This window comes from Burkholderia reimsis, from assembly GCF_003294055.1.
In the GTDB taxonomy this organism is placed as follows: domain Bacteria; phylum Pseudomonadota; class Gammaproteobacteria; order Burkholderiales; family Burkholderiaceae; genus Burkholderia; species Burkholderia cepacia.
This window is the reverse complement of the sequence record NZ_QMFZ01000002.1, coordinates 92,001-116,616: the sequence shown is the minus strand read 5'-3', so window position 1 is coordinate 116,616 and position 24,616 is coordinate 92,001. Positions and strand designations below refer to the sequence as shown.

At 66.9% G+C, this 24,616-nt stretch carries 23 protein-coding genes; 10 read left to right on the top strand and 13 right to left on the bottom strand.

Translation table 11 applies throughout. The annotated features are described in order from the left end of the window. Position 1: 1 nt before the first annotated feature. Both DPV79_RS03435 and DPV79_RS03430 read right to left on the bottom strand, forming a co-directional pair. Complete coding sequence (locus DPV79_RS03435) at positions 2 to 1,306, bottom strand: MFS transporter (RefSeq protein ID WP_113044782.1); 1,305 nt, start codon at positions 1,304 to 1,306, stop codon at positions 2 to 4. Positions 1,307 to 1,324: 18 nt separating this feature from the next. Then, positions 1,325 to 1,858 (bottom strand): 2,4'-dihydroxyacetophenone dioxygenase family protein, encoded by a 534-nt coding sequence (locus DPV79_RS03430; protein ID WP_021157568.1) that lies wholly within the window; start codon positions 1,856 to 1,858, stop codon positions 1,325 to 1,327. A gap of 184 nt (positions 1,859 to 2,042) precedes the next feature. On the opposite strand from DPV79_RS03430, the gene DPV79_RS03425 reads away from it, so the two are divergent. Further along, the gene (locus DPV79_RS03425; protein ID WP_059489722.1) at positions 2,043 to 3,023 is read left to right on the top strand and encodes a helix-turn-helix domain-containing protein; all 981 of its coding nucleotides are present in this window, start codon (positions 2,043 to 2,045) and stop codon (positions 3,021 to 3,023) included. A gap of 93 nt (positions 3,024 to 3,116) precedes the next feature. Here DPV79_RS03425 and DPV79_RS03420 read toward each other — a convergent pair whose 3' ends face one another. The 4 genes from DPV79_RS03420 to DPV79_RS03405 all read right to left on the bottom strand — a co-directional run bounded on the left by DPV79_RS03420 (position 3,117) and on the right by DPV79_RS03405 (position 7,968). Then, positions 3,117 to 4,682 (bottom strand): GMC family oxidoreductase, encoded by a 1,566-nt coding sequence (locus DPV79_RS03420; RefSeq protein WP_059863580.1) that lies wholly within the window; start codon positions 4,680 to 4,682, stop codon positions 3,117 to 3,119. A gap of 145 nt (positions 4,683 to 4,827) precedes the next feature. Further along, positions 4,828 to 5,808: a helix-turn-helix domain-containing protein gene (locus tag DPV79_RS03415; protein WP_113044781.1), complete on the bottom strand. Its 981-nt coding sequence runs from the start codon at positions 5,806 to 5,808 to the stop codon at positions 4,828 to 4,830. Positions 5,809 to 6,011: 203 nt separating this feature from the next. Further along, positions 6,012 to 6,800: a hypothetical protein gene (locus tag DPV79_RS03410; RefSeq protein ID WP_208866700.1), complete on the bottom strand. Its 789-nt coding sequence runs from the start codon at positions 6,798 to 6,800 to the stop codon at positions 6,012 to 6,014. Positions 6,801 to 7,020: 220 nt separating this feature from the next. Then, positions 7,021 to 7,968: an aldo/keto reductase gene (locus tag DPV79_RS03405; protein ID WP_059489712.1), complete on the bottom strand. Its 948-nt coding sequence runs from the start codon at positions 7,966 to 7,968 to the stop codon at positions 7,021 to 7,023. Between the two features lie 409 nt (positions 7,969 to 8,377). Here DPV79_RS03405 and DPV79_RS03400 point away from each other — a divergent pair, with 409 nt between their 5' ends. The 4 genes from DPV79_RS03400 (at position 8,378) to DPV79_RS03385 (ending at position 14,275) form a co-directional block, all read left to right on the top strand. Continuing rightward, a complete protein-coding gene (locus DPV79_RS03400) occupies positions 8,378 to 10,828 on the top strand; it encodes a type VI secretion system Vgr family protein (RefSeq protein WP_244321706.1) in 2,451 nt (816 codons plus the stop codon). 13 nt (positions 10,829 to 10,841) lie between these two features. Next, positions 10,842 to 11,744, top strand: a complete 903-nt coding sequence (locus tag DPV79_RS03395; RefSeq protein ID WP_113044778.1) for a DUF4123 domain-containing protein — start codon at positions 10,842 to 10,844, stop codon at positions 11,742 to 11,744. Positions 11,745 to 11,836: 92 nt separating this feature from the next. Beyond that, complete coding sequence (locus DPV79_RS03390) at positions 11,837 to 12,514, top strand: DUF3304 domain-containing protein (protein ID WP_059685027.1); 678 nt, start codon at positions 11,837 to 11,839, stop codon at positions 12,512 to 12,514. Between the two features lie 36 nt (positions 12,515 to 12,550). Further along, a complete protein-coding gene (locus DPV79_RS03385; RefSeq protein ID WP_113044777.1) occupies positions 12,551 to 14,275 on the top strand; it encodes a T6SS phospholipase effector Tle1-like catalytic domain-containing protein in 1,725 nt (574 codons plus the stop codon). Positions 14,276 to 14,338: 63 nt separating this feature from the next. On the opposite strand, the gene DPV79_RS03380 is transcribed toward DPV79_RS03385, so the two are convergent. Continuing rightward, positions 14,339 to 14,959 carry a LysE/ArgO family amino acid transporter gene (locus DPV79_RS03380; RefSeq protein ID WP_021157577.1) on the bottom strand — a complete coding sequence of 207 codons (621 nt, stop codon included), beginning with the start codon at positions 14,957 to 14,959 and terminating at the stop codon, positions 14,339 to 14,341. Between the two features lie 110 nt (positions 14,960 to 15,069). Here DPV79_RS03380 and DPV79_RS03375 point away from each other — a divergent pair, with 110 nt between their 5' ends. Continuing rightward, the gene (locus DPV79_RS03375) at positions 15,070 to 15,963 is read left to right on the top strand and encodes a LysR family transcriptional regulator ArgP (RefSeq protein WP_113044776.1); all 894 of its coding nucleotides are present in this window, start codon (positions 15,070 to 15,072) and stop codon (positions 15,961 to 15,963) included. Between the two features lie 57 nt (positions 15,964 to 16,020). Here the strand turns inward: DPV79_RS03375 and fnr are convergent, their stop codons facing one another. The 3 genes from fnr to DPV79_RS03360 all read right to left on the bottom strand — a co-directional run bounded on the left by fnr (position 16,021) and on the right by DPV79_RS03360 (position 18,332). Beyond that, a complete protein-coding gene (gene fnr / locus DPV79_RS03370) occupies positions 16,021 to 16,767 on the bottom strand; it encodes a fumarate/nitrate reduction transcriptional regulator Fnr (RefSeq protein ID WP_059523493.1) in 747 nt (248 codons plus the stop codon). A gap of 103 nt (positions 16,768 to 16,870) precedes the next feature. Then, the gene (locus DPV79_RS03365) at positions 16,871 to 17,338 is read right to left on the bottom strand and encodes a universal stress protein (protein WP_021157579.1); all 468 of its coding nucleotides are present in this window, start codon (positions 17,336 to 17,338) and stop codon (positions 16,871 to 16,873) included. 583 nt (positions 17,339 to 17,921) lie between these two features. Then, a complete protein-coding gene (locus tag DPV79_RS03360) occupies positions 17,922 to 18,332 on the bottom strand; it encodes a DUF3005 domain-containing protein (protein ID WP_059684808.1) in 411 nt (136 codons plus the stop codon). Positions 18,333 to 18,610: 278 nt separating this feature from the next. Here DPV79_RS03360 and DPV79_RS03355 point away from each other — a divergent pair, with 278 nt between their 5' ends. Together DPV79_RS03355 and epsC are read left to right on the top strand one after the other, a co-directional pair. Continuing rightward, positions 18,611 to 18,844, top strand: a complete 234-nt coding sequence (locus tag DPV79_RS03355) for a hypothetical protein (RefSeq protein ID WP_011356723.1) — start codon at positions 18,611 to 18,613, stop codon at positions 18,842 to 18,844. 137 nt (positions 18,845 to 18,981) lie between these two features. Beyond that, positions 18,982 to 19,902: a serine O-acetyltransferase EpsC gene (epsC, locus tag DPV79_RS03350; RefSeq protein WP_021157582.1), complete on the top strand. Its 921-nt coding sequence runs from the start codon at positions 18,982 to 18,984 to the stop codon at positions 19,900 to 19,902. 42 nt (positions 19,903 to 19,944) lie between these two features. Here epsC and DPV79_RS03345 read toward each other — a convergent pair whose 3' ends face one another. The 3 genes from DPV79_RS03345 to DPV79_RS03335 all read right to left on the bottom strand — a co-directional run bounded on the left by DPV79_RS03345 (position 19,945) and on the right by DPV79_RS03335 (position 22,396). Further along, positions 19,945 to 20,748, bottom strand: coding sequence for an SDR family oxidoreductase (locus tag DPV79_RS03345; protein WP_113044775.1), 804 nt, complete (start codon positions 20,746 to 20,748; stop codon positions 19,945 to 19,947). Further along, a complete protein-coding gene (gene folE, locus DPV79_RS03340) occupies positions 20,748 to 21,380 on the bottom strand; it encodes a GTP cyclohydrolase I FolE (protein WP_021157584.1) in 633 nt (210 codons plus the stop codon). Before folE ends, DPV79_RS03345 begins: the two co-directional genes overlap by 1 nt. Before the next feature lie 89 nt (positions 21,381 to 21,469). Beyond that, on the bottom strand, positions 21,470 to 22,396 hold the full coding sequence (locus DPV79_RS03335; protein ID WP_059489708.1) for a LysR family transcriptional regulator: 927 nt from the start codon (positions 22,394 to 22,396) through the stop codon (positions 21,470 to 21,472). A gap of 116 nt (positions 22,397 to 22,512) precedes the next feature. Here DPV79_RS03335 and pobA point away from each other — a divergent pair, with 116 nt between their 5' ends. Both pobA and DPV79_RS03325 read left to right on the top strand, forming a co-directional pair. Continuing rightward, a complete protein-coding gene (gene pobA, locus DPV79_RS03330) occupies positions 22,513 to 23,745 on the top strand; it encodes a 4-hydroxybenzoate 3-monooxygenase (RefSeq protein WP_021157586.1) in 1,233 nt (410 codons plus the stop codon). Between the two features lie 143 nt (positions 23,746 to 23,888). Then, positions 23,889 to 24,605 carry a 3-oxoacid CoA-transferase subunit A gene (locus tag DPV79_RS03325; RefSeq protein ID WP_021157587.1) on the top strand — a complete coding sequence of 239 codons (717 nt, stop codon included), beginning with the start codon at positions 23,889 to 23,891 and terminating at the stop codon, positions 24,603 to 24,605. Positions 24,606 to 24,616: the final 11 nt, after the last annotated feature.

The window sequence follows — 24,616 nt, the reverse complement described above, 5'->3', positions numbered from 1 at the left end:
GTCAGCGTCCTCCGAGGTTCTGTGTATCGAGACGGTTCGCGGCCGTGCCGGCGAGCGCGCGCTTGCGCAGCACGGCGGGCGCGGTTTCGACGAGGCCGAACGACAGCACGCACGCGAGGATCGCGCCGGTGGCCGACGTCCACATCGCGAACTGCAGGCCGTACTTGTCCGCGGCGAAGCCGGCGACGGTCGGCGCGACGAAGCCGCCGATCAGCTCGCCGGCGCCCATGATCAGCCCGAGCGCGCTCGCGATCGCGCGCGGCGGCACCGTTTCCGCCGGGATCGTCGCCATGAACAGCGTGAAACAGCCGAGGCCCGTGTAGGTCGCGAGCACGAGCGCGCAGAGCGCCCACAGCGAATTCGCGTGAATCATCGCGACGGGGCACGCGGCGGCGATCAGCGCGAACACGATCATCGTCGGCTTGCGGCCGATCCGGTCGGAGATCGCAGGCACCGCGAAACCCCAGAACACCCACGCGGCGCCGAGGCAGGTCATCACGACGCCCATGTCGGCAGGGGACAGGTGGCGGCTGTCGACGAGGAACACCGGCGCGAACGAGATGACCACGACGAACCACGTGAGGAAGAAGCAGCTGATCAGCACGCAAAGCAGGATGTTGCGTTCCTTCAGCAGCGCCCAGCGGCTGATCGCCGCGCCGCCCGCGGCCGGTGCGCCGACGGTGTCGGCCTGCGCATGCCGTGCGCCGCCGGGCGGCACCTCGCGCACCCAGCGCCAGATGCAGAACGCGATCAGGAAGCCGGGAATGCACGATACGAAGAACGCGTGGCGCCAGCCGTGCGCGGTCGCGATGCCGATCACGACCGGCGGGCCGATCATCGCGCCGAGCAGGCCGGCGGCAGAGCCTTGCAGCAGGCCCATGTTCAGCCCGCGGCGGCTCGGCGTCGAACTCTCGACCATCAGCGACTGCGAGAGCGGCAGCACCGGGCCTTCGGCGATGCCCATCAGCGCGCGGAACGCGATCAGGCTCGCGAAACCGCCGACGAGCCCCGACAGCGCCGAGCACACGGAAAAGCCGATCACGGCGGCGATCAGCAGCGGCTTGCGGGTGCCGCGCGCGTCGGACCACGCGCCGGTCGCGGCGCCCGACAGCGCCCACGTGAGCGCGAGCGCGGACGACACCATGCCGAGCTGCGCATTCGTCAGGTGCAGCTCGGCGGACATGAACGGGAACAGGAACGACAGCGCGAGGCGGTCGAAGAACACGAAGCCGAACGTCATGAACAGGATCAGCAGCAGCCTGTTCTCGTACGTCCAGGCGGGCCTGGAGGAGGAAGGGGATGTCATGGTGAGCCTCGCCGCGCGTCAGCGGAACAGCTTCTCGATCGCTTGCGCGCCGAGGCCGACCTTCTCGTAGTGCGCCTTGCACATCGCGATGTACGAGTGCACGTCGAAATAGCCGTCGGGCTGGCCTTCGTCGTCGAGCCAGATCAGCGGCCCCTTGACGATGAAGAACGCGCGCATCGGCTCGGGGTGATCGAATGCGACGAGCGTGTGGCCCTCGCCCGGCGTCTCGTATACGAAATCGCCGCGCGTCGCGGTCCATTCGTGCTCCAGGTAACCCCACTTGCCCGACAGCGTGTAAGCGAACACCTCGTGCGGGTGATAGTGCCGGTTCACGAGCCCGGCTTCCTTTGCCATCAGGATGTCGCACCATTTGTTCTGCGACGGCGAGATCCACAGCGGCCGCGACGAAACCGTTTCGGTGAACGGAACGTAATAGCGCTCGTCGTCGGTGGCCGCGTTCGCGATGTAGGCTTCCGGAAGCGCATCGGGCTTGAACGGATTGGCAATCGGCGGGATGTTTTGCCAGAATTCGGCTACGGCTTGGTCGACCACGGTTCGTCTCCTTGTGTATGAGTGTCGTGGGCTCGACTTTAGCCAGCAGGTGCGCGCCGCTCTTGACTGGGCTGGACGAATTGCTTGATCGGGCCGGACATCGCACCGCACGACGTTTAAACGATCCATCCCCCAATTCCGCAATGCATGGCGCTCCGCACGACGGGCGCCAGCAGGAGGCGACGTGACGAATTCGACCGTTTTTTCACGCACGCGAGGCTCGACGGCCGACGTGCCGGTGCGCGACCGGATGGCGTACTGGGACGCGTTCAATGCAGAGACGCTGGTCGGCCTGCGCTGCTCGTCGCTGTCGCCGGCCGGGCTCGAGGTCGAGAAGACCGACATCGCGCTGCCGGGCCTCGGCATCGCCGACATCAGCGGCCAGGATCACGTGATCGAACGCAGCCCCGCGCTGGTGCGCCAGTTGCCGAAGGAGTCGTTGTTCGCGTGCCAGATCCTGAGCGGGCGTGCGTATTTCATCCAGCACGACCGGTGCCTGCTCGCGGAAGCCGGCGATGTCGTCGTCTACGACACGCGTGTGCCTTATCTGTTCGGATTCCTGACACCGATGCGGCAGTTGCTGATCGATATCCCGGTCACGACGCTCGACGACCGGCTCGATGCGGAACTGGCGGCGCTGCCGCTGCGGATCGCGCCGAAGCCGGGCGCGGGCGCGATGCTCGGCGCAACGTTGCGCGCGAGCGTCGAGCGGTTCATGAAGGACCCGCTCGAGCGCGATGCCGCGCGATTCGCCGAGCACACGCGCACGCTGATCGCGGAACTCGTCGACGCGGAAGTGAACGGCGCGGGCGCGTCGCGCGCGTCGTTGTCGTACCTGCTGACCGCGAAGCAGTACGTCGCGACGCACCTGGGCGACCCGGAGCTCGGGCCGCAGGCGGTTGCCGACGCGGTCGGGCTGTCGCTGCGCCACCTGAGCCGGCTCTTTGCGGCCGAAGGCGAGTCGATCACGCAGCACATCTGGTCGGAGCGGCTGGCGCACGCGCATCGCGAGCTGACCGATGCGCGGCTGCGCAAGACGAGCATCGGCGAGATCGCGTTTCGCTGGGGCTTCTCGAGCCAGGCGCACTTCAGCCGGGCGATTCGCGAGCGCTACGGCGCGTCGCCGATGGCGTTGCGCGATGCGGCGCACGCGGCCGGCCGCTGATACCGGCAGTCGATGCGGATGGAGCGGCGGCGCGTGTCCCACGCGCCGTTTTTTTTCGCGCAGTGAACGACGGCGCAGATGCGCCGCGCCGCGTCATTCCGCCAGCATGAATTCGGCGCAGCGCTCCGCGATCATGATCGTCGGCGCGTTCGTGTTGCCGGACACGATCCGCGGCATCACCGACGCATCGCAGATCCGCAAGCCGTCGACGCCCTGCACCGAGAGGCGCGGCGTCACGACCGCGTGTTCGTCGTTGCCCATGCGGCAGGTGCCGGCCGGGTGATAGACGGTTTTCGCGCGGCGCCGCACGTAGTCGGCGAGTGCCGACTCGGTCAGCGTCTCGGCTTCGCGCACGATGCGCGCGAGCGACGGCGCGCGGATGATCCGCCGCGCGAGCGCGACGCCGCGCACGAGACCGTCGACATCGGCCGGGTCGGACAGCGCGCCGCTGTCGAACAGGATCGGCGCGGCCGGATCGTTGCCGCGCAGTTGCACCGAGCCGCGCGAGCGCGGCCTGAGCAGGCACGGGTTGATCGACAGGCCGTGGCCGGGCAGCGGCTCGCGATCGACGTCGCCGACGAGCGTCGGCAGCACGTGGAACTGGATGTCCGGGCGGCCGCTGCCGGTCGTGTCGACGAACGCGCCGGATTCGACGACGTTCGACGTCAGCAGGCCCGTGCGGCACAGCATCCACTGCAGCCCGTGCCGCAATGCCTTCAGCCCGCGATCCTCGCCCAGCAGGCTCACGGGCGCGTGGCTGCGGCCGTAGATCGAGACTTCGAGATGATCCTGGTAATTTGCGCCGACGTCGCGGCTGTCGTGCCGCACGTCGATGCCGTGCGCGTGCAGGTGCGCGCCGGGCCCGATGCCCGACAGCATCAGCAGCTTCGGCGTGCTAAGCGCACCGGCTGCGAGCACGATGTCGGCGCGCGCGGCGGCCGAACCCGTCGCGCCGCTTGCCGTCCGCCATTCGACGCCGGTCGCACGCCGGCCGTCGAACAGGATGCGCGTCACGCGGCAGCCGGTCAGCACGCGCAGGTTCGGATGCCGCAGCGCGTCGGCGAGATAGGTGGCCGCGGTACTGCCGCGCCGGCCGTCGAAGATCGTCGTGTGGTAGAACCCGACGCCATGTTGCGCGGCGCCGTTGAAATCGTCGTTGTAGGCGATGCCGGTTTCCTGAGCGGCTTTCACGAACGCGAGGCTCAGCGGATGCCTGAAGCGCGTGTCGCCGACCTTCAGCGGCCCGTCGGTGCCGTGAAACGGCTCGGAGAGCCGCAGGTGCGATTCGGCGCGCCTGAACACGGGCAGCACGTCGTCCCAGCCCCAGCCCGTGCAGCCGAGCGCGGCCCAGTCGTCGTAGTCGTCGCGCGTGCCGCGCACGTACAGCATCGCGTTGACCGAACTGCCGCCCCCGAGCGTGCGGCCCTGCGGCACGTAGGTCTTGCGGCCCGCCGCACCGGCTTGCGGCTCGCTCTCGAACGTGACCGTGCGGCGCGTGCCGAGTACGCGGATGAACGTCGCCGGTATCCGGATGAACAGGCTGTCGTCCTTCGGGCCGTCCTCGAGCAGCAGCACGCGCCTGCCGGCCTTCACCAGCCGGTGCGCGACCGTGCAGCCGGCCGAGCCGCCGCCGACGACGATATGGTCGTACGTCTCCATCCCGCTTCTTCTCCTTGCTGTCGGGCGGCGAAACGAGTGCCGCCGCGCAGGAAGCCAGCTTAGCGGCCGCCATGCGGCCCCGTTTGACCGGGACGGACGGGGTGTTTGCCTCGCCGGGACACGGCGGCGGGTGGACGGTGGCGGGCTAGCGCGCGTCGGCCGGCGCCGGCGCCGACGCGCGCGACTCGCTCGGCGTCTCGCCGAAGCGCGCGCGATAGGTGCGGCTGAAGTGCGCGCTGTTGTTGAAGCCCCAGCGGAACGCGATTTCGCTGACCGTCAAGTGCTTCAGCGACCGGTCGCGTAAGTCGGCGCGGCAGCGTTCGAGCCGCCGCGCAAGGATGTAGCGCGTGAGCGGCGTTCCTTCGAGCTCGAAGACGCGCGAGAGCTGGCGTGGCGACAGGTTGATCGCGCGGCTCACCGACCGGCTGTCGAGATCATCGTCGGCGAGATGGCTGTCGATGAACGCTTTTGCGCGCGACAGCGTGTGGACGATCGACCTGGTCGGCGACGCGTCGCCGTCGCGCAGCCGCAGCATCGACTGCACGAGATCGAGGATCGCGGCGGCGCGCCGTTCGCGCGCACCGGGCGTCGGCTCCTGCGGCGCGGCGAGCAGCGCATACACCTGCCGCACGGCCCACGATGCGACGCCGTCGTCACGGTCGATCTTGACGAGGCTGCGGTAGCGCCACGGGCCGACGCGCGCCTCGAACACGTCGCGCGGCACGTCGAGCACGGTCATCGCCATGTCGGCGGGAAAACCGTGGCCGTACGGCATCGACGTGTCGTAGAGCACGAGGTCGCCGGGCCCGTGCTGCATGCAGTCGACGTCCTGGAACGTGTAGCCTTGCCCTGCGTGCATCAGGCAGATGAACACGGCGTCGCGCTGGTCCGCATGGATGTTGTGCGGCGTGCGCACGACCGCGTGCCGGTTCGCGACGATGTCGCACGCGCGGAACAGTCCGAGATCGCGTTTGCGCAGCGACGCATCGATCCCTTCGGACGACTTGCCGCTGCATTCGATCCGCACGAGCGTGCGAGCGACATGGTCGACCCAGTAGTCGACGCGTTCGTGGCCGCGCACGGCGCGCGTCGAGATCGTGGCGATCTCCGTGCTGGTGTCCGGCATGACGTTCTCCCGATGACCGCCTGAGCGGCGCAGTCTCGGGTACGCCGGAGCGCGTGGTCAATCCGTGAAAGACCCGGGGCACGCGCGTGACGCGCTTGCAGCGGGGCGCGGCGGGCGATTGCGCGATCGATGTCCGTTCGGATCAACGAAAGCGGCCGTGCGAGTCAAGACACGGATGCGGCTTTGGGCTAAGCGTGGCCGGCTTACTTCGACGAAGACGACGGCAGCCCGAGCGACACGTCCTGCTCGTAGCCCATCTTGCCGCCTCGGTACTCGACGCTAACTTGGCCGGCCCGCCGCGCGTCGGTGACGTTCGCGTAGATCGACGTCATCACCATCCCCGCGTCGCAGTCGAGCGCGATCGTGCGGTCGACGCGGCCCGTCGCGATGTTCACGGCCCGCAGCGACTGCATCGCCACGCCGCACTTGTCGGACAGCGCGTAGACGCCGACCAGCATGTGCGTCTTCGTGCGATACCACATCGGGATATCGACGTTGCCGTCCAGCTGCGGGTGCTGGTCGTCGGTGTCGTTCAGCCGGCCGACTTCGTCCAGCGTGATCGGCAGCGTCTTGCGGCCGTCGTCCCACGTGCCGGTTGCCGTTTTCCCGGCGACGTTCAGCGCGATCGGGCAGGGCTTCGGCCGCGACGGCGACGCGGCCGGTACGACCGGCGAGTCGGCGTTCGACGCGGGCGGCGATGCTTCGCACAGCGTCATGCGGCCATCGGGCTCACGGCGGCCCTGCAACGGGATCGGCTTGCGATGCGCGTCGTAGTAGTAGCTGCCGTCGACGCGCCAGCGGCCCGCGTCGTTTCGGTTGATTGCGTCGTAGGTCTGCAGCGATACGTGGACCGGCGCAGTGCCGACCGTGCCGGTGTAGTTGACGACTTCGTACCAGCCCGCATAAGACGCGGCCGGCACGCAGGCGAACGGCACGGCGAGCATGGCGGCGAACGGGGAGGCGTAGCGGGCGCGGCGGGTGTTCCGGGGCATGGGCGTTTTTTGTGCGAGGTGTGGGGCCGGGCGTCACGGATATCGGTCCGGCCGTGTCGAGCCGTGCGGCGGGCCGCCCGTGCGCCGCCATTGTATCCATCCGCCCCACCCGAATGCCCCGCCTCCGCGTATGCGGTGACAAGGGCGCGCACACGACACGGGCCGGTCGCGGAACCGCGCAGGCCGCGCGATCCGGTCGGCCGGCCCGCTGCCGACGAGTTCAGGGCGCGCTGGCCTCGTCGATCCGGCGGATGTCGTCCTGATCGAGCGTGACGCGGATCGCGTCGCCGAGCGATTCCAGCTGCGCGAGCGACGTCGCGCTCGCGATCGGTGCGGTGATCGTCGGCCGCGCGATCTGCCAGGCGAGCGCGATCGCGGCCGGCTGCGTGCCGTGTTTCGCCGCCACCGCATCGAGTGCCGCGAGGATGCGCAGCCCGCGTTCATTCAGGTAGCCGGCGACGCGGTCGCCGCGCACGCTCTTCTTCAGGTCGGCCTCGCTGCGGTACTTGCCCGACAGGAATCCGCTCGCGAGCGCGTAGTAGTTGACGACGCCGAGTTTCAGGTCGCGCACGACCGGCTCGAGATCGCGTTCGTAGTCAGCGCGGTCGAGCAGGTTGTATTCCGGCTGGATGACCTGGTACGCGGGCAGCCCGTCGCGCGCGCTGATCGCGGCGGCTTCGCGCAGGCGTGCGCCGCTGTAGTTCGATGCGCCGATGATCCGCACCTTGCCCGCATCGATCAGCGTCTGATACGCGCCGAGCGTTTCTTCGAGCGGGGCCGTGTCGGCGAGATCGCGGTGCGAGAAATACAGGTCGATGTAGTCGGTCTGCAGGCGGCGCAGCGAATCGTCGACGGCCTTCAGGATGTTGTCTTTCGACAGCCCCGCGCGCGCGGCGAGCAGGCCGACCTTGGTCGCGATCACGACCTGCTCGCGCTTGCCCGAGCGCTTCAGCCACTTGCCGATGATCGTTTCCGATTCGCCGCCGTGGTTGCCGGGAACCCAGGCCGAATAAACGTCGGCCGTGTCGATGAAGTTGATGCCGGTGTCGGCGAGCGCGTCGAGCAGCGCAAACGACGTGTTCTCGTCGACGGTCCAGCCGAAGACGTTGCCGCCGAATGCGAGCGGCGAAACCTGGATGTTCGATGTGCCGAGGGGGCGGTGTGCCATGTTTCTCTCCGGGTGCTGCGGGATTAGGGGATTGGACTGCGGGAGATGAAGCCGGTCGCGTTGAGACGGCGAAGCGCAGCACGAGGTTCCTCCTGCAGCACACAAACCGACGTGTTCGGAGGCCGTGTGTCGGGATGCCGGATCAAGCGGCATCATCATGGATGCGCCGTCCGTTCGAGCGTCGCCCGGTACGCCGCAAGATACTGTATTTGTTACCGATTTTTCGCGAGAGGCGAAGAAATTGCCGGGTCGTGTCGGCGTTGTCGCTGGTCGCGCTCTACGATATCCTTTCATCCCAAAAATAGGGAGGCAGCGCGCCGCTGCCATTCGAACGAAAGATCATTCTGAGGCGGTCATGGCTGACCTTGCAGCATTTATTCGCCCTCCGTTTTTCCTGCAAGACAAGCGCTTGCTCACGCTGTCTTTCCCCCACGACGACGCACCCTCGGTCACCGACTCGTACGGCCGGCACCGTCCGGCGCGGCTGGTCGCCGAGCGGCTCGTCGCGCACGAGGGGCTCGGGATCGACTTCACGTTCGAACTGACGCTGCTGTCCGGCGAGGCGGGCGTCACGCTGGACGACATGCTGGGCAAGCTGCTCGCGGTGTCGATGGTGCGCCCCGACGGCGGCCTGCGTCATTTCACCGGTTACTGCACCGAGTTTTCGCTGGTCCGCAACGACGATTCGATTGCGGAATATCGCGCGGTGCTGCGCCCGTGGAGCCATTTCCTGCGGACCCGCGTGAACAACCGCCTGTTCCTCGGCCAATCGCTTCAGCAGCAGATCGGCACGCTGCTCGCCGATTACCAGGGGCTCGCGCCGTCGTGGGAGTGGCGCGTGCGCGGCGACGATCCCGCGCGCACGATGAACGTCCAGGGCGGCGGGCTCGGCGAAAGCGACTGGAACTACATCGTCCGCCATCTGGAAGCCGTCGGGTGCCTGTACTGGTGGGAGCACGACGAGAAAGGCCTGAAGCTGATCGTCGGCGACGACAGCACGGTGCAGTGCCCGGCCGTCGACGGTCGCTCGCCCGTGATCCGTTTCCAGACGCACGACGGTCCGATGGCCGCCGACGCCATTTCGCAATGGTCCGCGGTGCGGTTGCTGTCCGCCGGCAGTTACAGCGCGACCGCGTTCGATTTCAAGGCGCCGCATGCGGCCAATGCGCAGATTCCGACGCTGCATCCGCCGGGCGTCGCGCCGCAGGTCGAGCATCACGAATACGTGGGGCACTACGGTTTCGCGAAACAGACGCGCGCCGGCGATGCGCTCGCACGCGTGCGGATGGAGGAGATCGAGGCGGCCGCGACGCGTTTCGACGCGGCCGGCAACCATCACGGCATCCTGCCCGGACGCTGGTTCCAGCTGGCCGATCACTTCAGCGCGGCGTCGGGCAGCCCGCAGGATCACGAGTACCTGATTCTCGAAGCCCGTCACGAAGCAGCGAACAACTACCTGCAGGCGGACGGCAAGCCCGAGTATCGCAACCGCTTCGTCGCGGGCCATCGGCATACGCCCTGGCGCCCGGGCCGTGGCTTCAACAGCGAACCCGTGCGCGTGCTGGCGCCGCAAACCGCGACCGTCGCCGGCGCGAAGGGGGCCGGCAGCGTCGACGTCGACGAATACGGTCGCGTCTGCATCGTCTATCACTGGGACCGTGCGGCGCAGACCAGCGCGCGGATTCGCGTGGCCGCCGGCTGGGCGGGCGGCGAGAAGGGCATGATCGCGCATCCGCGCGTGGGCAGCGAGGTGCTCGTGATGTGCCTCGACGGCAATCCCGACCGGCCCGTCGTGTCGGGCACCACGTACAACGCGGAACGGATGCCGCCGTGGGCGCTACCCGACCAGCACGTGCTGACCGGCCTGCGCAGCCGCGAACTGTCGGGCGACAGCGGCAACGCGGCGGGCGGACGCTCGAATCACGTGCTGCTCGACGACACGCCGCAGCAGCTCCAACTGAAGCTGCGCAGCGACACCGACGCGAGCGAACTGACGCTCGGGCACAACGTCCGCATCGACGCGACACAGGGGCGCACCGACCAGCGCGCCCGCGGTTTCGAGTTGCGGACCGACGCGCACGGCGCGGTGCGGGCGGCCAAGGGCCTGCTCGTCACCAGCGAGGCGCGCTACGACGCGCGTGCGCACGCGACCGATATCGGCGAGACCGTCGCGCGCCTCGACAAGGCGCACGACCTGCACGAATCGTTGTCGGGTTCCGCGCATGACGTGAAGGCGCAGGAGTCCGGCGACCAGGATGCCGTCCATCAGGCGCTCCGCACGCAGAACGACGGCCTGAGAGGCACCGGCGGCAATCCTCGGCAAGGCGAGTTTCCGGAGTTCGCGCAGCCGTTCCTGGCGCTCGCCAGCCCGGCGGGCATCCTTGCCACGACGACAGGATCGACCCACATCGCGAGCGACCAGCACGTCGCGTTGACGAGCGGCGCCCACACGAGCATCGGCGCGGGCAAGAGCATGCTGGTCAGCGCGCAGGAGGCGGTGCGCGTCGCCGCGTTCGAGAAGGGCATTCGGCTCGTGGCCGCCGCCGCCGACATCGACATCCAGGCGCTGAAGGACAGCATCAACGTGCTGGCCAAACTGGACGTCAAGGTCGATGCGAACCGCATCACCATCACCGCGAAGGAAGAAGTCCTGATCAACGGCGGCACCAGCTATACGCGCTGGAACGGCAGCGGCATCGTGCACGGGACCAAGGGCGAATTCACCGCGCATGCCGCGTCGCATACGTTCACGGGGCCGGACAGCCTGCCGGTGCCCGCGCGCGCGTTCCCGGGCACGGCGTGCGCGCCGTGCATGGTCAATGCGGCATCGATGGCGTCGCCGTTCGCGGCCAAGGCGTGAGGCAGGGTAACGAATGACGAACGAGCTGAAGGCCGCGCAGGCTGTCGATGTGCTTCAGGCCGCATTGTCGTCGCAGGACGGGCTGCGCGCTTACGTCCTGATCGACGGTGCGTTGCTGGCGACGTTGCCGGATGAAGAAAGGGCGTCGTGGCCGGCTTTCGTCGCCGCATCGCTGCTCGACAACGCCGATGACGATGCGAGGATCGTCGGGCCGCTTCTGTTCGAATGGCAGCCTGCCGACGGCAGCGCCGACGCAGCGGACGAGGCTGATCCGCGTGACATTCCATGGTCGGCGGCGAGCGTGCTTGTTTCACCACTGACGCTCGCGCAACTGGCTGCGCATCTCGTGCCGATGGTGGACGTCCAGCTCGAGCAGATGGAGAGCGCGATGCTGATGCGTTTCTTCGATCCGCGCGTGCTGCCGTTCTGGCTCGACATGCTGCCTGCGGCGCATCGTGCGTATCTGGCGCAAGGCGTGCGGCGCTGGCTTCATCTGGATACGGAACTGACGATCCAGGCGACGGAAATCACAGCGCCTGCCAACGTCAAGCAGGTTGCCGAGTTTCCGCTGCAGTTGTCCCAGGTACAGGAGGACGACCTGCTGGCTGCCTGTTATCCGTACACCATGATCGAGCGGCTGCGCGCCGAGAAGCCCGCGTTGCTGGCGTCGTTGCCGGCCGCGCAGCACTACGGTTTCGTGCGCGATCAGCTGGCGCGGTGCCAGGCGCATGGCGCGGAAAGCGCGGTGTCGCTGCTGATCTACTGCGAACTGGCGTTGCGGTACGGCCCGCGCTTCGACGAGCATCCGGCGATGGTTGCCGTTTTCGATGCGGTGGCGCAAGGGCAGGACTTTCCGGAGGCGCTGGGGCTCGTGCCGGTGGAAGGCTGGCGGGAGATGCGGGAAGCGGCGGGTTAGCGGCGCAGGCGCGGCGCGTTGCCTTTGTCGGGTTGGTTGGATGGACGTGACCGACCCCTGAATGAAATCGATTGGGAAGAAGGATGTTCAACATGAACCGCTGCTGGATCACCTTGCTGGCCGTGATGGTTTTTTCCACGGCCGCATGCAGCAAGACCTCGGGCGATGCCGAAAAGGAAAGCCTGGCACCCGGCGAAGCGAACAAGTGGAGTGACCCGAACTACGACGTTATTACGGCGGGGTCGTTCAACTATACGGACTACGATATCTACGGCGTGTATCTCCTGCCGCCGGACAAGAACAGCCTCGACGATGCGGCAAGCGCGGACGGAGCAAGTGCCACGCCGCGGAACGCGACACGCTGGACGGGCGGCGGCGGGCAGAGACCGAGCCTCGCGTGGGATCTTCGATGGACCACGCCCCGCAAGTTCAAGGTGTGGTGGGAGCGGGTGGTCGACAAGCGCGCATTGGAAGCGTCGTCTCCGGATTACGACGAATACACGCATCGAGAAACCCGGCCCGGGATGGCATGGTGTGAAGGCGAGATCACGATCACGCGTTCGCCCGTCAAGGGCAAGAGCGGCGGCATTGTGTTGCACTTCTTCCCCGATGGCCATGTGGAAGGCGACATGAATTTCCAGGTCGATGGCCCGGATCCGAAGGTGGCGCTTTCAATGCGCGACGAGCAGCGCAAGCTGACCGGTCGTGCCTGCCTGAAGGAAATTCCCAATCCGTTCTATGGCCGCAAGAAGCCGGCCCAATGGAACTGACGCCGGGCGCATTGCCGAAACAGGAGCGAAACTGCCATGAGCAATCCCCCCATTGTCAGACGCATCTCGGATCTCACCCCCGCCGAGGACGCCATCCGCAGTGCCCAGCGAGAAATTCTTGATCCGCTGCGGATCGAGCAATGCAAGGAGTGCCCGAAGCCCGTGTGGTTCACGGCATTCTTCGACGGAACGGGCAACAACTTCGACCTGGACGGCCGTGGCTTGAAGGATGTCAAGCTGACCAAGTACAGCAATATCGCGAAGCTCTGGCGGTTTGCGCATGCTGAAGACAACGCGTTCCCCCGGACTGTTGCACGCTATGTCGAAGGTGTCGGCACGCCGTGCGACAAAGTAGGAGATACCGGAAAAGGTCTCGACAACGCACTCGGCATGGCTGCCGCGAGAAAAGGCGAGTTGCGCATCCGATGGATGCTCAACGAACTCGACAAGCATGTCACCGGTCACATGCCCGCTGTGAGCCAGATCAACCTGGCCGTATTCGGTTTCTCGCGGGGCGCGACGGAAGCGCGTGCCTTCGTTCGCATGCTGACCGAGCAACTCGCCGAGAATATCGGCGGGAGGCTTTGGTGGAACAAGAAGAACATGAAGGGGCATCGCCCCGAAGTGGTCGTTTATTTCCTTGGAATTCTTGATACGGTTTCGTCAACGGGCTTCGGCGGCAGCCGCGTCGAGGCTGCGGGACCGGCCATCGCTACCATTTTTTTCGGACCGCTCGCCGGCGGTTACCTCTACTACATCGACAAAGGCGGTCACGCGGAATGGGCGAACGATATTCGCATTCCGGGCTACGTGCGGCAATGTGTTCACTATGTGGCGTCGCAGGAGGTGCGGGAAAAATTCCCCGGTGACTCGGTGCGGGAAGACCAGAAGATTCCCGCGAACTGCCGCGAGGTGTACTACCCTGGCATGCACTCGGACGTGGGCGGTGGTTACGAGCGCAACTACCAGGAAGGTCGAACCAACGAGTTGGCCAACGTTGCGCTGAACAATCTCTATATCGAAGCATGGAAGGCCGGCGTTCCGTTTCGTTCACCAAAGGAACTGCTTGCGGACGCTGGGCAACAGTTCGAGATTTCCAGGGAGCTGGAGGCCGCATGGAATGTCTACATGGGCCAGGGGGGCAGCAAAAGTGCGGGCGTGGCGCCGAACAGCGACAGGCTCGAGGCGCATGTCATCTGGCACATGAACCGCTATTATCAGTGGCGCGCCAGCAGAAGCCGACGCCTGAAGGACGGCCGTCTGAAGCCACCCGGTGGCGTGGACGATCATATGGCCATTACCGATCGCGAGTGGAATGAAGATACGGATCGCTTGCGTCATGCAAACGGCGGATACCTGACTGTCTCTGTTTCGGAACAGGAAAAAGCCATCGACGCGGCCGTCCGGGTTGCCGGCAACTGGCTGGGTAGCCTCGATCCAGCGACGCGCGCGACGTTCGACAAGTTCTTCGACCACTATGTGCACGATTCGATTGCAGGTTTCAAGAAGCAGATGGAAGACGGCTACGTCGGCGCTGCGGAATTGAGCCGCTGGACGGTCAACCGCCAGTACTTCATGGGCAAGCGCGGCAAGAAGTTCCTGTACTGGCGCTACGAGGGCGACAAGGCCGAGCAGGCCGCCACGCAAATCGCCAAGGCCGATCCGGCCAGGCAGCAGGATCCGATGGCCGCCGGCGAACCCCAACTGGCCGGCAACCCGCCCATCGGCGGCACGCTGCCCGACACGACATCGACGGCCTGACGCCGATCGCGACCGGCTGACCTCACGTCGCGGCAGACCGCATCTGCCGCGACGCTCCCCTCCCTACCGCAACTGCACGGCCGCGAGAAACAGCACCATGCTGCCGATCGCGCCGTCCAGCACGCGCCACGCGACTGCCTTGCGGAACCACGGCGCGAGCAATCGCGCGCCATAGCCGAGCCCGAGGAACCACACGACGCTGACCGACATCGCGCCGATCGCGAACGCGAGCCGCGCGCCTTCCGGTTCACGCGCGCCGGCCGTGCCGATCAGCAGGAACGTGTCGAGATACACGTGCGGGTTGAGCCACGTGAACGCGAGCGTCATCAGCACGATCGCGAGCCCGCTCTGCGGCGGCGGGGCGACCGCATCGCCGCGCACGTCGAGTGTTTCGTGGCCCGGCTTGAACGCGCGGCGCAGCGCGTTGATGCCGAACCACGCGAGATAGGCGAGGCCCACGTACAGCACCGCATGGACGAAGGTCGGATAGCGTTCGACGAGTGCCGATGCGCCGCCGACGCCTGCGCCGATCAGGATCATGTCGGACAGTGCGCACAGCAGCACGATCTTGCCGACATGCGAGCGCATGATGCCCTGCCGCAGCACGAATGCGTTCTGTGCGCCGATGGTGACGATGAGCGACCCGCAGAGCGCGGCGCCGTGGGAAAAAGCGAGCCAGTTCATGATGGATGACAGCAGGAGAAGCAGTAGACGGATGAATCGGGTAGCGCTAGTCTGCGGTCAGCATGAAAATAAGAGAAGCTAAATCACCTAATGCAGATTAAGGAAATCTAATGCTCGACTACGCGTTGCTCGATGCCCTCGCGGCGGTGATCCGGCACGGTTCGTTCGAGCGTGCGGCCAAGGAGCTGAATGTCACGCCGTCGGCCGTGTCGCAGCGCGTGAAATTGCTGGAGGAGCGGGTCGGCAGCGTGCTCGTCAAGCGCGGGCAACCGTGCGTCGCGACGACATCGGGTGCGCTGCTGTGCCGTCACACCGAGCGCGTGCAGCTGCTCGAGGCCGAGCTGGGCGGGCGGATGCCGGCACTGCCGGGCCAGATCGCGAGCGCATGGCCGACGTTGCGCGTGGCCGTCAACGACGACAGCGTCGCGACGTGGTTCATCGACGCGGTCGGGCCGTTCTGCACGGAGCGCGAAACGTTGCTCGATCTCGTGATCGACGATCAGGATTACACGGCTTCGCGTATCCGCGACGGCAGCGTGCAGGGCGCCGTGACCGCGCAGGCCGAGCCGATCCAGGGATGCCGGTCGGAGCGGCTCGGGCGGATCCGCTATCGCGCGGTATGCTCGCCAGCGTTTTACGAACACTACTTCGGCGCGGGCATTACCCGCGATGCACTGCGTCGCGCGCCGTGTGTGATGTTCAATCCGAAGGACGGGCTGCAGGCGCGTTTCATCCGGCGCGTGACGCGCGCGGATCTCGATCCGCCGCAGCACTGGATACCGCACGTCGCGGGCTATCTGCGCGCATGCGAGACGGGATTGGGATGGGGGATGTGTCCGGACCGGATGGTCGATCGCCAGCTGGCGGCGGGTGAACTGGTCGACATGTCGCGCGGGCGAACGATCGATATCGACCTTTACTGGCAGAGCTGGCGTTTGTCGATCGGCTGGCTCGACGATTTCAGCGCGGCGCTGAAGGCGCGCGCCGCGCTGTTCCTCGATTGACCGGTCGCGTGGCGCGGGCGGCGCGGCGCGCGAGATGCGCGCCGTGCGCGCATTACGTCAGACGTGGTGCAGGCCGTCGAAATCGACGATCTGGACGTGGCGGCCCTGCATTTCGATCAGGCCGCGCTTCTGGAATTTCGACAGCGTGCGGCTGACCGTTTCGAGCGTCATGCCGAGGTAGCTGCCGATGTCTTCGCGCGTCATCCGCAGGTTGAATTCCGACGGCGAGTAGCCGCGCTTCAGGTAACGCGACGATACGTCGAGCAGGAACGCGGCGACGCGCTCTTCGGCATTCAGCGAACCGAGCAGCATCGTTTGCGACGTTTCGCGCACGATCTGTTCGCTCATCAGCTTGTGCATGCGCAACTGCATCGAACCGGCTTCCGAGCACAATGCCTTGAGCGCGCTGTACGGAATCACGCAGACGGAGCTGTCTTCCAGCGCGACCGCGGTGCGCGGATGCGTGTCGTCGCAGATGCCGTCGAGGCCGAGCGCTTCGCCGGCGAGATGCAGGCCGGTGACCTGCTCGCGGCCGTCGTGGCGCGTCGCGACGGTTTTCAGCGAACCCGAGCGCACCGCGTACAGGTTGTCGAATGCGTCGCCTTCGCGGAACAGCGCTTCGCCGCGCTTGACGGGGCGCGCCGCGCAGATGACCGATTCGAGGCGGCTGAGCGCTTCGGGCGCCAGCCCCTGCGGCATGCACAGGTGCCGCATCGCGCACGTCGAGCAGTGGGCGGCCTGGCGAGGCGCCCAGCTACCGGCATGAGGCGTGGCGGCGGGACGTGTGGCGACGGGCGTCAGCATGATCGTTTACTCCGGCATTGAATCGACGGAATCATTGTCCCACCGCAACTTGCCGCTGTCGGGTGACAAAACGTCGCGACCGGCCGCGTATGCCGAACGCCGTTCACGCGGCCGGCTCGTCGGCGTTGGCGGCCGCCGGGATCAGCAGCACGGGCAGCGTCGCGTGGCGCACGCATTGCTCGGCGATGCTGCCGAGCACGAGACGGCGGAACCCGCGGCGGCCGTGCGTGCCGAGCACCAGCAGATCGGCGCCGAACGCTTTCGCGCCGTCCAGGATCAGCGACGATACGTCGTTGAGCGACGTCGCTTCGCTCCGCCGCGTCTCGCCCTTCACGCCCGCTGCCTGCATCAGCGCCGTGAAATCCTTCGCGAGCGCGTCGCCCTGCGCGACGAGCTGGTCGCGCAGCACGGACGGATCGTAGCCGGGCACGTTGTAGTAGATCGCGGCGTTCTCGACGACGTAGAACGGTTGCAGCTCGGCGCCGTGCGATTTCGCGAGCGCCAGCGCGGCATCGAACGCATGGCGGGACGTGTCGCTGCCGTCGACGGCAACCAGAATACGCTTGTACATAGTGTCTCCGAGTGGCGGGTTGAAACGAAGTCGGCCGGATGGCCGATCGGGCTGGGCGATGCGAGATGCTGCGAGGCAGGGTAAACCAATGGCCGGGACTTTGCAGCGAGGTGCCGGTCGTGCCGCGCGGCGGTGCCGCCTCCGATTTTGCGGCGCACGCCATGCACAGGGTGCATGCAGTGACGTGCGGGACGTGTCGTGCGGCGTGGTCGCCGCCGTCGTCCGCATCGTCGGTGGAAACGCATGCGCGGGCAGCGTTGTCGCGCGCGGCACATGCGCATGCACGTGCATCGCCACGCGCGCCGATCGAAGCGACACCGCGCGACGGTCACGCGGATGCATCGCCCGCATCGCCATTCAATCGCAATCGCGCCGTTTCGACATGACCTCGATCAACGCATCTGCATCGGTGCGATTCACGGCGTGCATGAGACCGCCGGCGCCGTCGCGCGGAATCGTTCGTTCCTGCATCGCGCGGTTGCCGGCCCACGGTCGGCGCACTGTCGCGTGCGCCGATCCTCGGCCATCGGCTGTCGGCCGATACCGGTTGGCAAACGAACGATCGATTCAAACGCCGCGCCGGCTATCTCGGGACGGCCGTCAGCTCGAATACGCGCTCCGGCCGCCGCTGGTGACCGGGCCAGTACGTGCTGCCGTACATCCGGTGGACGGGGCCGAACGGCGCATCGCTCATCGCCGGCGGCGCGTCGAAGCCTTTCTCGATCACCATGTATCCGGCACGCAGCGCGAACGCCGGATGGTTGCCGCCGGGGCGGCTGTCGAACCCGGCGAAGCCGTCGCCGGCTTCCGGCATTGCATTGACGAGCGACGCGTTGCTGCGCGTGATCTGGTCGGGCGAGATCGGCCCGCCGCCGGCGAGACGCGACGCCTCGCGGTTCTTGCCGTCGGTGTCGACCGTGCTGTCGTGCGTGTCGTCGTTGTCGAGCTCGATGCTGCGTGGGCGCAAGCGCTCGGTTTGACCGGATGATTCCATCGCGGCTCTCCTCGCGGCGAAGCGTTCCGGATCGAAGCAAATCCCGTTCCGGGCATGACGGGAAAAGGCGCGCGGGCGATCGCCGCGGTCGCGCGACGCGCACTGATTTGTCGTGATTTATTTCAGCTAGAAGACGCGTTTTCTACAGAGTATGATTCTTTTCCTGCGAAGCGGCGACAGGGGATTGAGTCGCGCCGCCTCTGCCCGCGCCGGGGCGCCGCAGCACCCTTAAAGACGGGCAGTGAACAACAAAGCAAGGGACTAGAGGTGGCGGATTCATGCAAGCGACTACTGCCTTCACGCACCGCGGTTATCTGTTGAACTGCGCGCCCGCGCGTGCCAGCGACGGTTCGTTCAAGCCCTACGTCGTGATCTCCCGATCGAGCGACGGGGAGCTCGTCGCGAACCGCTTTTTCCCGATCGAGCTCCAGTTCAACGACGAAGGCGACGCCATCGCGCACGCGCGCGACTGGGCCGTGCGATGGATCGACGCCAGCAGCATCACGATCTGACGTCGCCGCGATTCGGTGCCCTCGGCCGTCCGGCCGATCCCCGGCGTGCCGCTGGCGGGCACAAAACGCGGTAATCTTGCGGAACCCGTCACTTTATTAGCGGCCGTGCGACCGAGCGCGGCCGCCTGCATTGATATATGTCGACATCACCCGCCCGTCAGTGGGGCCTGGAAGAAATCGTCGCCGGCTTGCGTGAGTCGCGCGAGGAACTCCATCGCACGCGCCATCCGCGCGGCATCCGCGAACTGCCGTCACGCGATGCGATCTGCAAGATTGTGACCGGCCTGCGTGCGTCGATGTTTCCGACGCACTACGGCGCACCGGACCTGACCGACGAAAGCGTCGATTTCTACGTCGGCCACACGCTCGAAAGCACGCTGCGCATCCTGTCCGAACAGATTCGCCGCGCGCTGCCGTTCCTGCCCGAGCATGCCGATACGCCGTTCGCCGAGCTCGACGAACGCGCGTTCGAGATCGCGCGCGAATTCGGCCGGCAGTTGCCGGCGGTCCGCGCGCTGCTCGTCAGCGATATCCAGGCCGCCTATGCGGGCGATCCGGCCGCGCAGCACATCACCGAGATCCTGCTGTGCTACCCCGGCGTGCTGGCGATGATGCACCACCGGCTCGCACACGCGCTGCACCAGCTTGGCGTACCGCTGCTTGCGCGATTCATCAATGAAATCGCCCACTCGGCCACCGGCATCGACATCCACCCGGGTGCGCAGATCGGCCCGAGCTTCTTCATCGACCACGGCACGGGTGTCGTGATCGGCGAGACGGCGATCATCGGCGAGCGCGTGCGCGTGTACCAGGCCGTCACGCTCGGCGCGAAAAGCTTCCCGGCCGATGGCGACGGTGCGCTGGTCAAGGGCAACGCTCGGCACCCGATCGTCGAGGACGACGTGGTGATCTACGCGGGCGCGACGATTCTCGGCCGCGTGACGATCGGGCGCGGTTCGGTGATCGGCGGCAATGTGTGGCTCACGCACAGCGTGCCGCCCGGCACGAGCGTCGCGCAGGGCAAGGTTCGCGAAGGCGGGAGCACCGAGAAGCCGTAACGCGGCGCGCGGGCGCCGGGCGCCCGCCGCCGCGCGCGTCGGTCAGTGCTTGCTGTCGGGCGCGCGGTGCTTGTACAGCACGTCCTGGTCGACGCGGATCAGGTTCTGCCCCGCATCGACGACGAAATCCACGCCGTTGTACGCGTTGCCCGTCAGCATCAGGATCGCGCTCGCGACGTCGTCGGGGCCCGCGATGCGCGCGAGCGGCGTCGATGCGCGGCTCGCGTGTTCGAAGTCGGCCTGCGTCTGGTCGTCGCTCGGCAGCATCAGCCCGGGGAACACCGCGTTCACGCGCAGCACCGGCGCGGACGACAGCGCGAGCATCTGCGTGAGGTTGCCGAGCGCGGCCTTCGCGACCGTATAGCTGAAATGGTCGCGGTGAAAGTTTTCCTTGATCTTCTGGTCGACCACGTTCACGACGACACCCTGCGTACCGGCCGCGCGGGCCCGTTCGTAGAACGCGCGCGTGAGCAGGATCGGCGCGCGGCAGTTGACGGCCCACGCCTGGTCGAACGCCGCGAGGTCGAAGCGCGGGAAATGGTCCTGCCAGAATACCGACGCGTTGTTGACGAGCACGTCGAGGCGCCCGAAGCGCGCATACACCTGGTCGATCAGCGCGGTGATCTGTTCGGCATCCGACAGGTCAGCCTGCAACGCAACCGAATCGTGCCCGCGTTCGGCGATCGCGCGGGCCGCGGCCTGCGCCGCATCGGCCGAACGGTCGTAGTGCACCGCGGTGCGATAGCCGTGCGCGGCGAAATACTCGGCGAACGCGCGCCCGGCCCGGCGCGCGGCGCCGGTCACGAGCACGACGGGCGCGTGCGCCGTTTGCTTCGTCGACTCCATTACGTATTCGTCAGGTTGACTGAAGAAGGATTCGCGACGATCGACAGGAATTCGCGCCGCGTCGACGGATCGGTGCGGAACGTGCCGAGCATGCGCGACGTCACCATCTCGACGCCCGGCTTGTGCACGCCGCGCGTCGAGATGCACTGGTGCGCGGCTTCGAGGATCACGCCGACGCCCTTCGGCTGCAGCACGTCGAACAGCGTGTCGGCGATCTGCACGGTCATCTTTTCCTGGATCTGCAGGCGCTTCGCGAACGCGTCGACGAGGCGCGCGAGTTTCGAGATGCCGACGACGCGATGGTTCGGCAGATACGCGACGTGCGCGCGGCCGATGATCGGCACCATGTGGTGCTCGCAGTAGCTCTCGAAGCGGATGTCCTTCAGCACGATCATTTCGTCGTAGCCGTCGACTTCGCTGAACGTGCGCGCGAGGATGTCGCGCGGCTCCAGCGCGTAACCGGCGAAGAACTGCTCGTAGGCGCGCACGACGCGCGCGGGCGTGTCGATCAGGCCTTCGCGTGCGGGATCGTCGCCGGCCCAGCGCAACAGCACGCGAACGGCGTCCTCCGCTTCTTCGCGGCTCGGACGGGATGCGGCCGGTTCGGGCCGCGCGGACTTCTTTTTAGCCATCTATCTGCTCCATCGAATGCCGCCGCCGGGGCGGCGCGGAATCCGGGCATTGTTTCATGCTTTCGCAGGTCGCGTGCGAGGCCCGGCGCTCACTTCGGCCACTCGTCCTGCTCGTCGTTGAACAGCGACGCGACGACGCCGCGCAGCCACGCGGTGCGCGGATCGTTGTGGTACTTGCGATGCCAGTGCTGCTTCAGGTCGAAGCGCGGCAGGGCGAGCGGCGGCTCGACGGGCACGATGAACGCGTGCTCGGCTGCATACGCATAGCCGATCGCATGCGGCACCGTCGCGATCAGGTCGGTGCGGCTCAGGATGAACGGCAGGCTCATGAAATGCGGCGTCTCGAGCACCGCGCGGCGCTGCATGCGCTGCTTCGCGAGATATTTCTCGAGGACCTCCTGGCTGCGCCCTTCGGCACGCACCACCGCATGCCCGCAGGTGAGGAACTGTTCGACCGTGAACGGCGGCGCCTGTTCGAACGGATGGCCGCGCCGCATCAGGCAGACGAACCGGTGCGTGAACAACCGCTGCTGGAAGAAGTTGTTGCCGTCGAGATCGGGGAAGTAGCCGACCGCGAGATCGATCGACCCGGCTTCGAGGCCGCGACCGACTTCGTCGTGCGCGAGCGAGACCGAGCGCAGGTTCGCGTGCGGTGCACGCATCGCGAACGCCTGCAGCAGCTTCGGCAGGAACACGATCTCGCCCACGTCCGACAGCGCGATCGAGAACGTATGCGTGCTCGCGGCCGGGTCGAAGTCGTGCGGCGCGACGAGGCCGCGCTCGATCTGCGCGAGCGCGTCGCGGGCGGCCGGCAGCAGCGCGAGCGCGCGCGGCGTCGGTTCCATCCCGCGCGACGTGCGCACGAACAGCGGATCGCCGAAGTACTCGCGCAGCCGGCCGAGCGCCGTGCTCACGCGCGGCTGGCTTACGCCGAGCAGGTCGCCGGCACGGCTCACGTTGCGCGTGTCGTCGAGCGCGACGAGGTAGGGAATGAGGTTCAGATCGAGCGCTTCCATCGCCAGGCCAGTATCTTGAAAACGTATACAACATATCTCCTGAATCGCGTTGCCGCATAGTCGGGAAAGCGCTCAAATGTGTTCGACGATTCGAATTAATGTTCAGGAGACGAACAATGCGCACCCAGGTCGCCATCATCGGCGCCGGCCCGTCCGGCCTTTTGCTTTCCCATCTGCTGCGCCTGCAAGGCGTCGATTCCATCCTCGTCGAAGCGCGTTCGCGCGAATACTGCGAGAACCGCATCCGCGCCGGCGTGCTGGAGCAGGGCACGGTCGATACGCTGAACGACGCCGGCCTCGGCGACCGGATGCGCCGCGAGGGGCTCGAGCATCACGGCATCGAGCTGCTGTTCTCCGGGCAGCGCCATCGCATCGACTTGTCCGAATTGACCGGCGGGCGCGCGATCACCGTCTACAGCCAGCATGAAGTCGTGCGCGACCTGATCGCGGCGGGCGTCGAGCATGGCCACCAGATGCATTTCGAAGTCAGCGACGTCGCGCTGCACGACGTCGAGGGCGAGCACCCGTTCGTCACGTTCAAGCATGCCGACGGCCGCGAAGACCGCATCGACTGCGACTACATCGCCGGCTGCGACGGCTTCCACGGCATCGCGCGCCAGACGATCCCGGCCGAGCGGCTGAACACGTTCGAACGCGTGTATCCGTTCGCGTGGCTCGGCATCCTCGCCGACGCGGCGCCGTCGCTCGACGAGCTCGTCTACGCGCATCACGACAACGGTTTCGCCCTCTTCTCGATGCGCTCGCCGACGGTCACGCGCCTGTACCTGCAGTGCAAGCCCGACGAGGACCTCACCGAATGGTCCGATGCGCGGATCTGGGACGAACTGCACACGCGCTTCTCGAACGACACGGGCTGGACGCCGACCGAGGGCCGGATCACGCAGAAAAGCGTGACGCCGATGCGCAGCTTCGTGTCGGAGACGATGCAGCACGGGCGCCTCTTTCTCGCCGGCGACGCCGCGCACATCGTGCCGCCGACCGGCGCGAAGGGGATGAACCTCGCGGTGGCCGACGTCCGCGCGCTGTCCCGCGCGCTCGGCGCGCGCTACCGCAACGGCGACGCGACGCTGCTCGACACGTATTCGGCGACCTGCCTCGAACGCGTGTGGCGGGCCGAGCACTTCTCGTACTTCATGACGAACATGCTGCACTCGTCGCCGGAGGATTCGCCGTTCGTCAATCGCCTGAAGTTTGCCGAGCTGAAATACGTGACGCGCTCGCGGGCCGCCGCGCAGTCGCTCGCCGAAAACTACGTCGGGCTGCCGTTCGACGACGCGACGGCCCCCGAGGGAACCCGCCTTGACAACGCGCTGTGCGCGACTCTATGATCGGCCCATCGTTCGCTAATCGAATCTAGGTTCGATTAGCGAACAAATACCGGGATCGAGATCGGCCCCGGCGCGACACGCGGCACGCGCGTGTCCCCTCGACAGGCCGCGCATCGAGCCGCGGGTTCGTATCAGGAAGAGACATGGTCAACAAGATTTTCGAATCGCTTCAGTCGGCGGTGGCCGACATCCACGACGGCGCGACAATCATGATCGGCGGCTTCGGCACGGCCGGCATGCCGTCCGAGCTGATCGACGCGCTGATCGAGCAGGGCGCGCGCGACCTGACGATCGTCAACAACAACGCGGGCAACGGCGAGACGGGCCTCGCGGCGCTGCTGAAGGCGAAGCAGGTGCGCAAGATCATCTGCTCGTTCCCGCGCCAGAGCGATTCGCAGGTGTTCGACGGGTTGTACCGCGCCGGCGAGATCGAGCTGGAACTCGTGCCGCAGGGCAACCTCGCGGAGCGTATCCGCGCGGCGGGCGCCGGCATCGGCGGTTTCTTCACGCCGACGGGTTACGGCACCAAGCTCGCGGAAGGCAAGGAAACGCGCGTGATCGACGGCAAGCCGTATGTGTTCGAGACGCCGATCCACGCCGATTTCGCGCTCGTGAAGGCGTACAAGGGCGATCGCTGGGGCAATCTCGTATATCGCAAGACCGCGCGCAACTTCGGGCCGATCATGGCCAGCGCCGCGAAGGTCGCGATCGTGCAGGTGTCGGAAGTCGTGCCGCTCGGCGCGCTGAACCCGGAACACATCGTGACGCCGGGCATTTTCGTCCAGCGCGTCGTCGAGGTGCCGCAGGCCGCGCATGCGGCCGAGCTGGCTGCCGAACATGCTGCATCGCAAGCCGCTTGAGGGAGATATTC

Bases quoted from the DNA above. Each gene is read 5' to 3' on its own strand.
- DPV79_RS03375 (WP_113044776.1), top strand. From the start codon at position 15,070: ATGCTCGACTACGCGTTGCTCGATGCCCTCGCGGCGGTGATCCGGCAC.
- DPV79_RS03335 (WP_059489708.1), bottom strand. From the start codon at position 22,396: ATGGAAGCGCTCGATCTGAACCTCATTCCCTACCTCGTCGCGCTCGAC.
- DPV79_RS03380 (WP_021157577.1), bottom strand. From the start codon at position 14,959: ATGAACTGGCTCGCTTTTTCCCACGGCGCCGCGCTCTGCGGGTCGCTC.
- DPV79_RS03415 (WP_113044781.1), bottom strand. From the start codon at position 5,808: ATGCCGGACACCAGCACGGAGATCGCCACGATCTCGACGCGCGCCGTG.
- DPV79_RS03360 (WP_059684808.1), bottom strand. From the start codon at position 18,332: ATGGAATCATCCGGTCAAACCGAGCGCTTGCGCCCACGCAGCATCGAG.
- DPV79_RS03390 (WP_059685027.1), top strand. From the start codon at position 11,837: ATGAACCGCTGCTGGATCACCTTGCTGGCCGTGATGGTTTTTTCCACG.
- DPV79_RS03410 (WP_208866700.1), bottom strand. From the start codon at position 6,800: ATGCCCCGGAACACCCGCCGCGCCCGCTACGCCTCCCCGTTCGCCGCC.
- epsC (WP_021157582.1), top strand. From the start codon at position 18,982: ATGTCGACATCACCCGCCCGTCAGTGGGGCCTGGAAGAAATCGTCGCC.
- pobA (WP_021157586.1), top strand. From the start codon at position 22,513: ATGCGCACCCAGGTCGCCATCATCGGCGCCGGCCCGTCCGGCCTTTTG.
- folE (WP_021157584.1), bottom strand. From the start codon at position 21,380: ATGGCTAAAAAGAAGTCCGCGCGGCCCGAACCGGCCGCATCCCGTCCG.
- DPV79_RS03365 (WP_021157579.1), bottom strand. From the start codon at position 17,338: ATGTACAAGCGTATTCTGGTTGCCGTCGACGGCAGCGACACGTCCCGC.
- DPV79_RS03405 (WP_059489712.1), bottom strand. From the start codon at position 7,968: ATGGCACACCGCCCCCTCGGCACATCGAACATCCAGGTTTCGCCGCTC.
- fnr (WP_059523493.1), bottom strand. From the start codon at position 16,767: ATGCTGACGCCCGTCGCCACACGTCCCGCCGCCACGCCTCATGCCGGT.
- DPV79_RS03325 (WP_021157587.1), top strand. From the start codon at position 23,889: ATGGTCAACAAGATTTTCGAATCGCTTCAGTCGGCGGTGGCCGACATC.
- DPV79_RS03395 (WP_113044778.1), top strand. From the start codon at position 10,842: ATGACGAACGAGCTGAAGGCCGCGCAGGCTGTCGATGTGCTTCAGGCC.
- DPV79_RS03385 (WP_113044777.1), top strand. From the start codon at position 12,551: ATGAGCAATCCCCCCATTGTCAGACGCATCTCGGATCTCACCCCCGCC.
- DPV79_RS03355 (WP_011356723.1), top strand. From the start codon at position 18,611: ATGCAAGCGACTACTGCCTTCACGCACCGCGGTTATCTGTTGAACTGC.
- DPV79_RS03345 (WP_113044775.1), bottom strand. From the start codon at position 20,748: ATGGAGTCGACGAAGCAAACGGCGCACGCGCCCGTCGTGCTCGTGACC.
- DPV79_RS03420 (WP_059863580.1), bottom strand. From the start codon at position 4,682: ATGGAGACGTACGACCATATCGTCGTCGGCGGCGGCTCGGCCGGCTGC.
- DPV79_RS03435 (WP_113044782.1), bottom strand. From the start codon at position 1,306: ATGACATCCCCTTCCTCCTCCAGGCCCGCCTGGACGTACGAGAACAGG.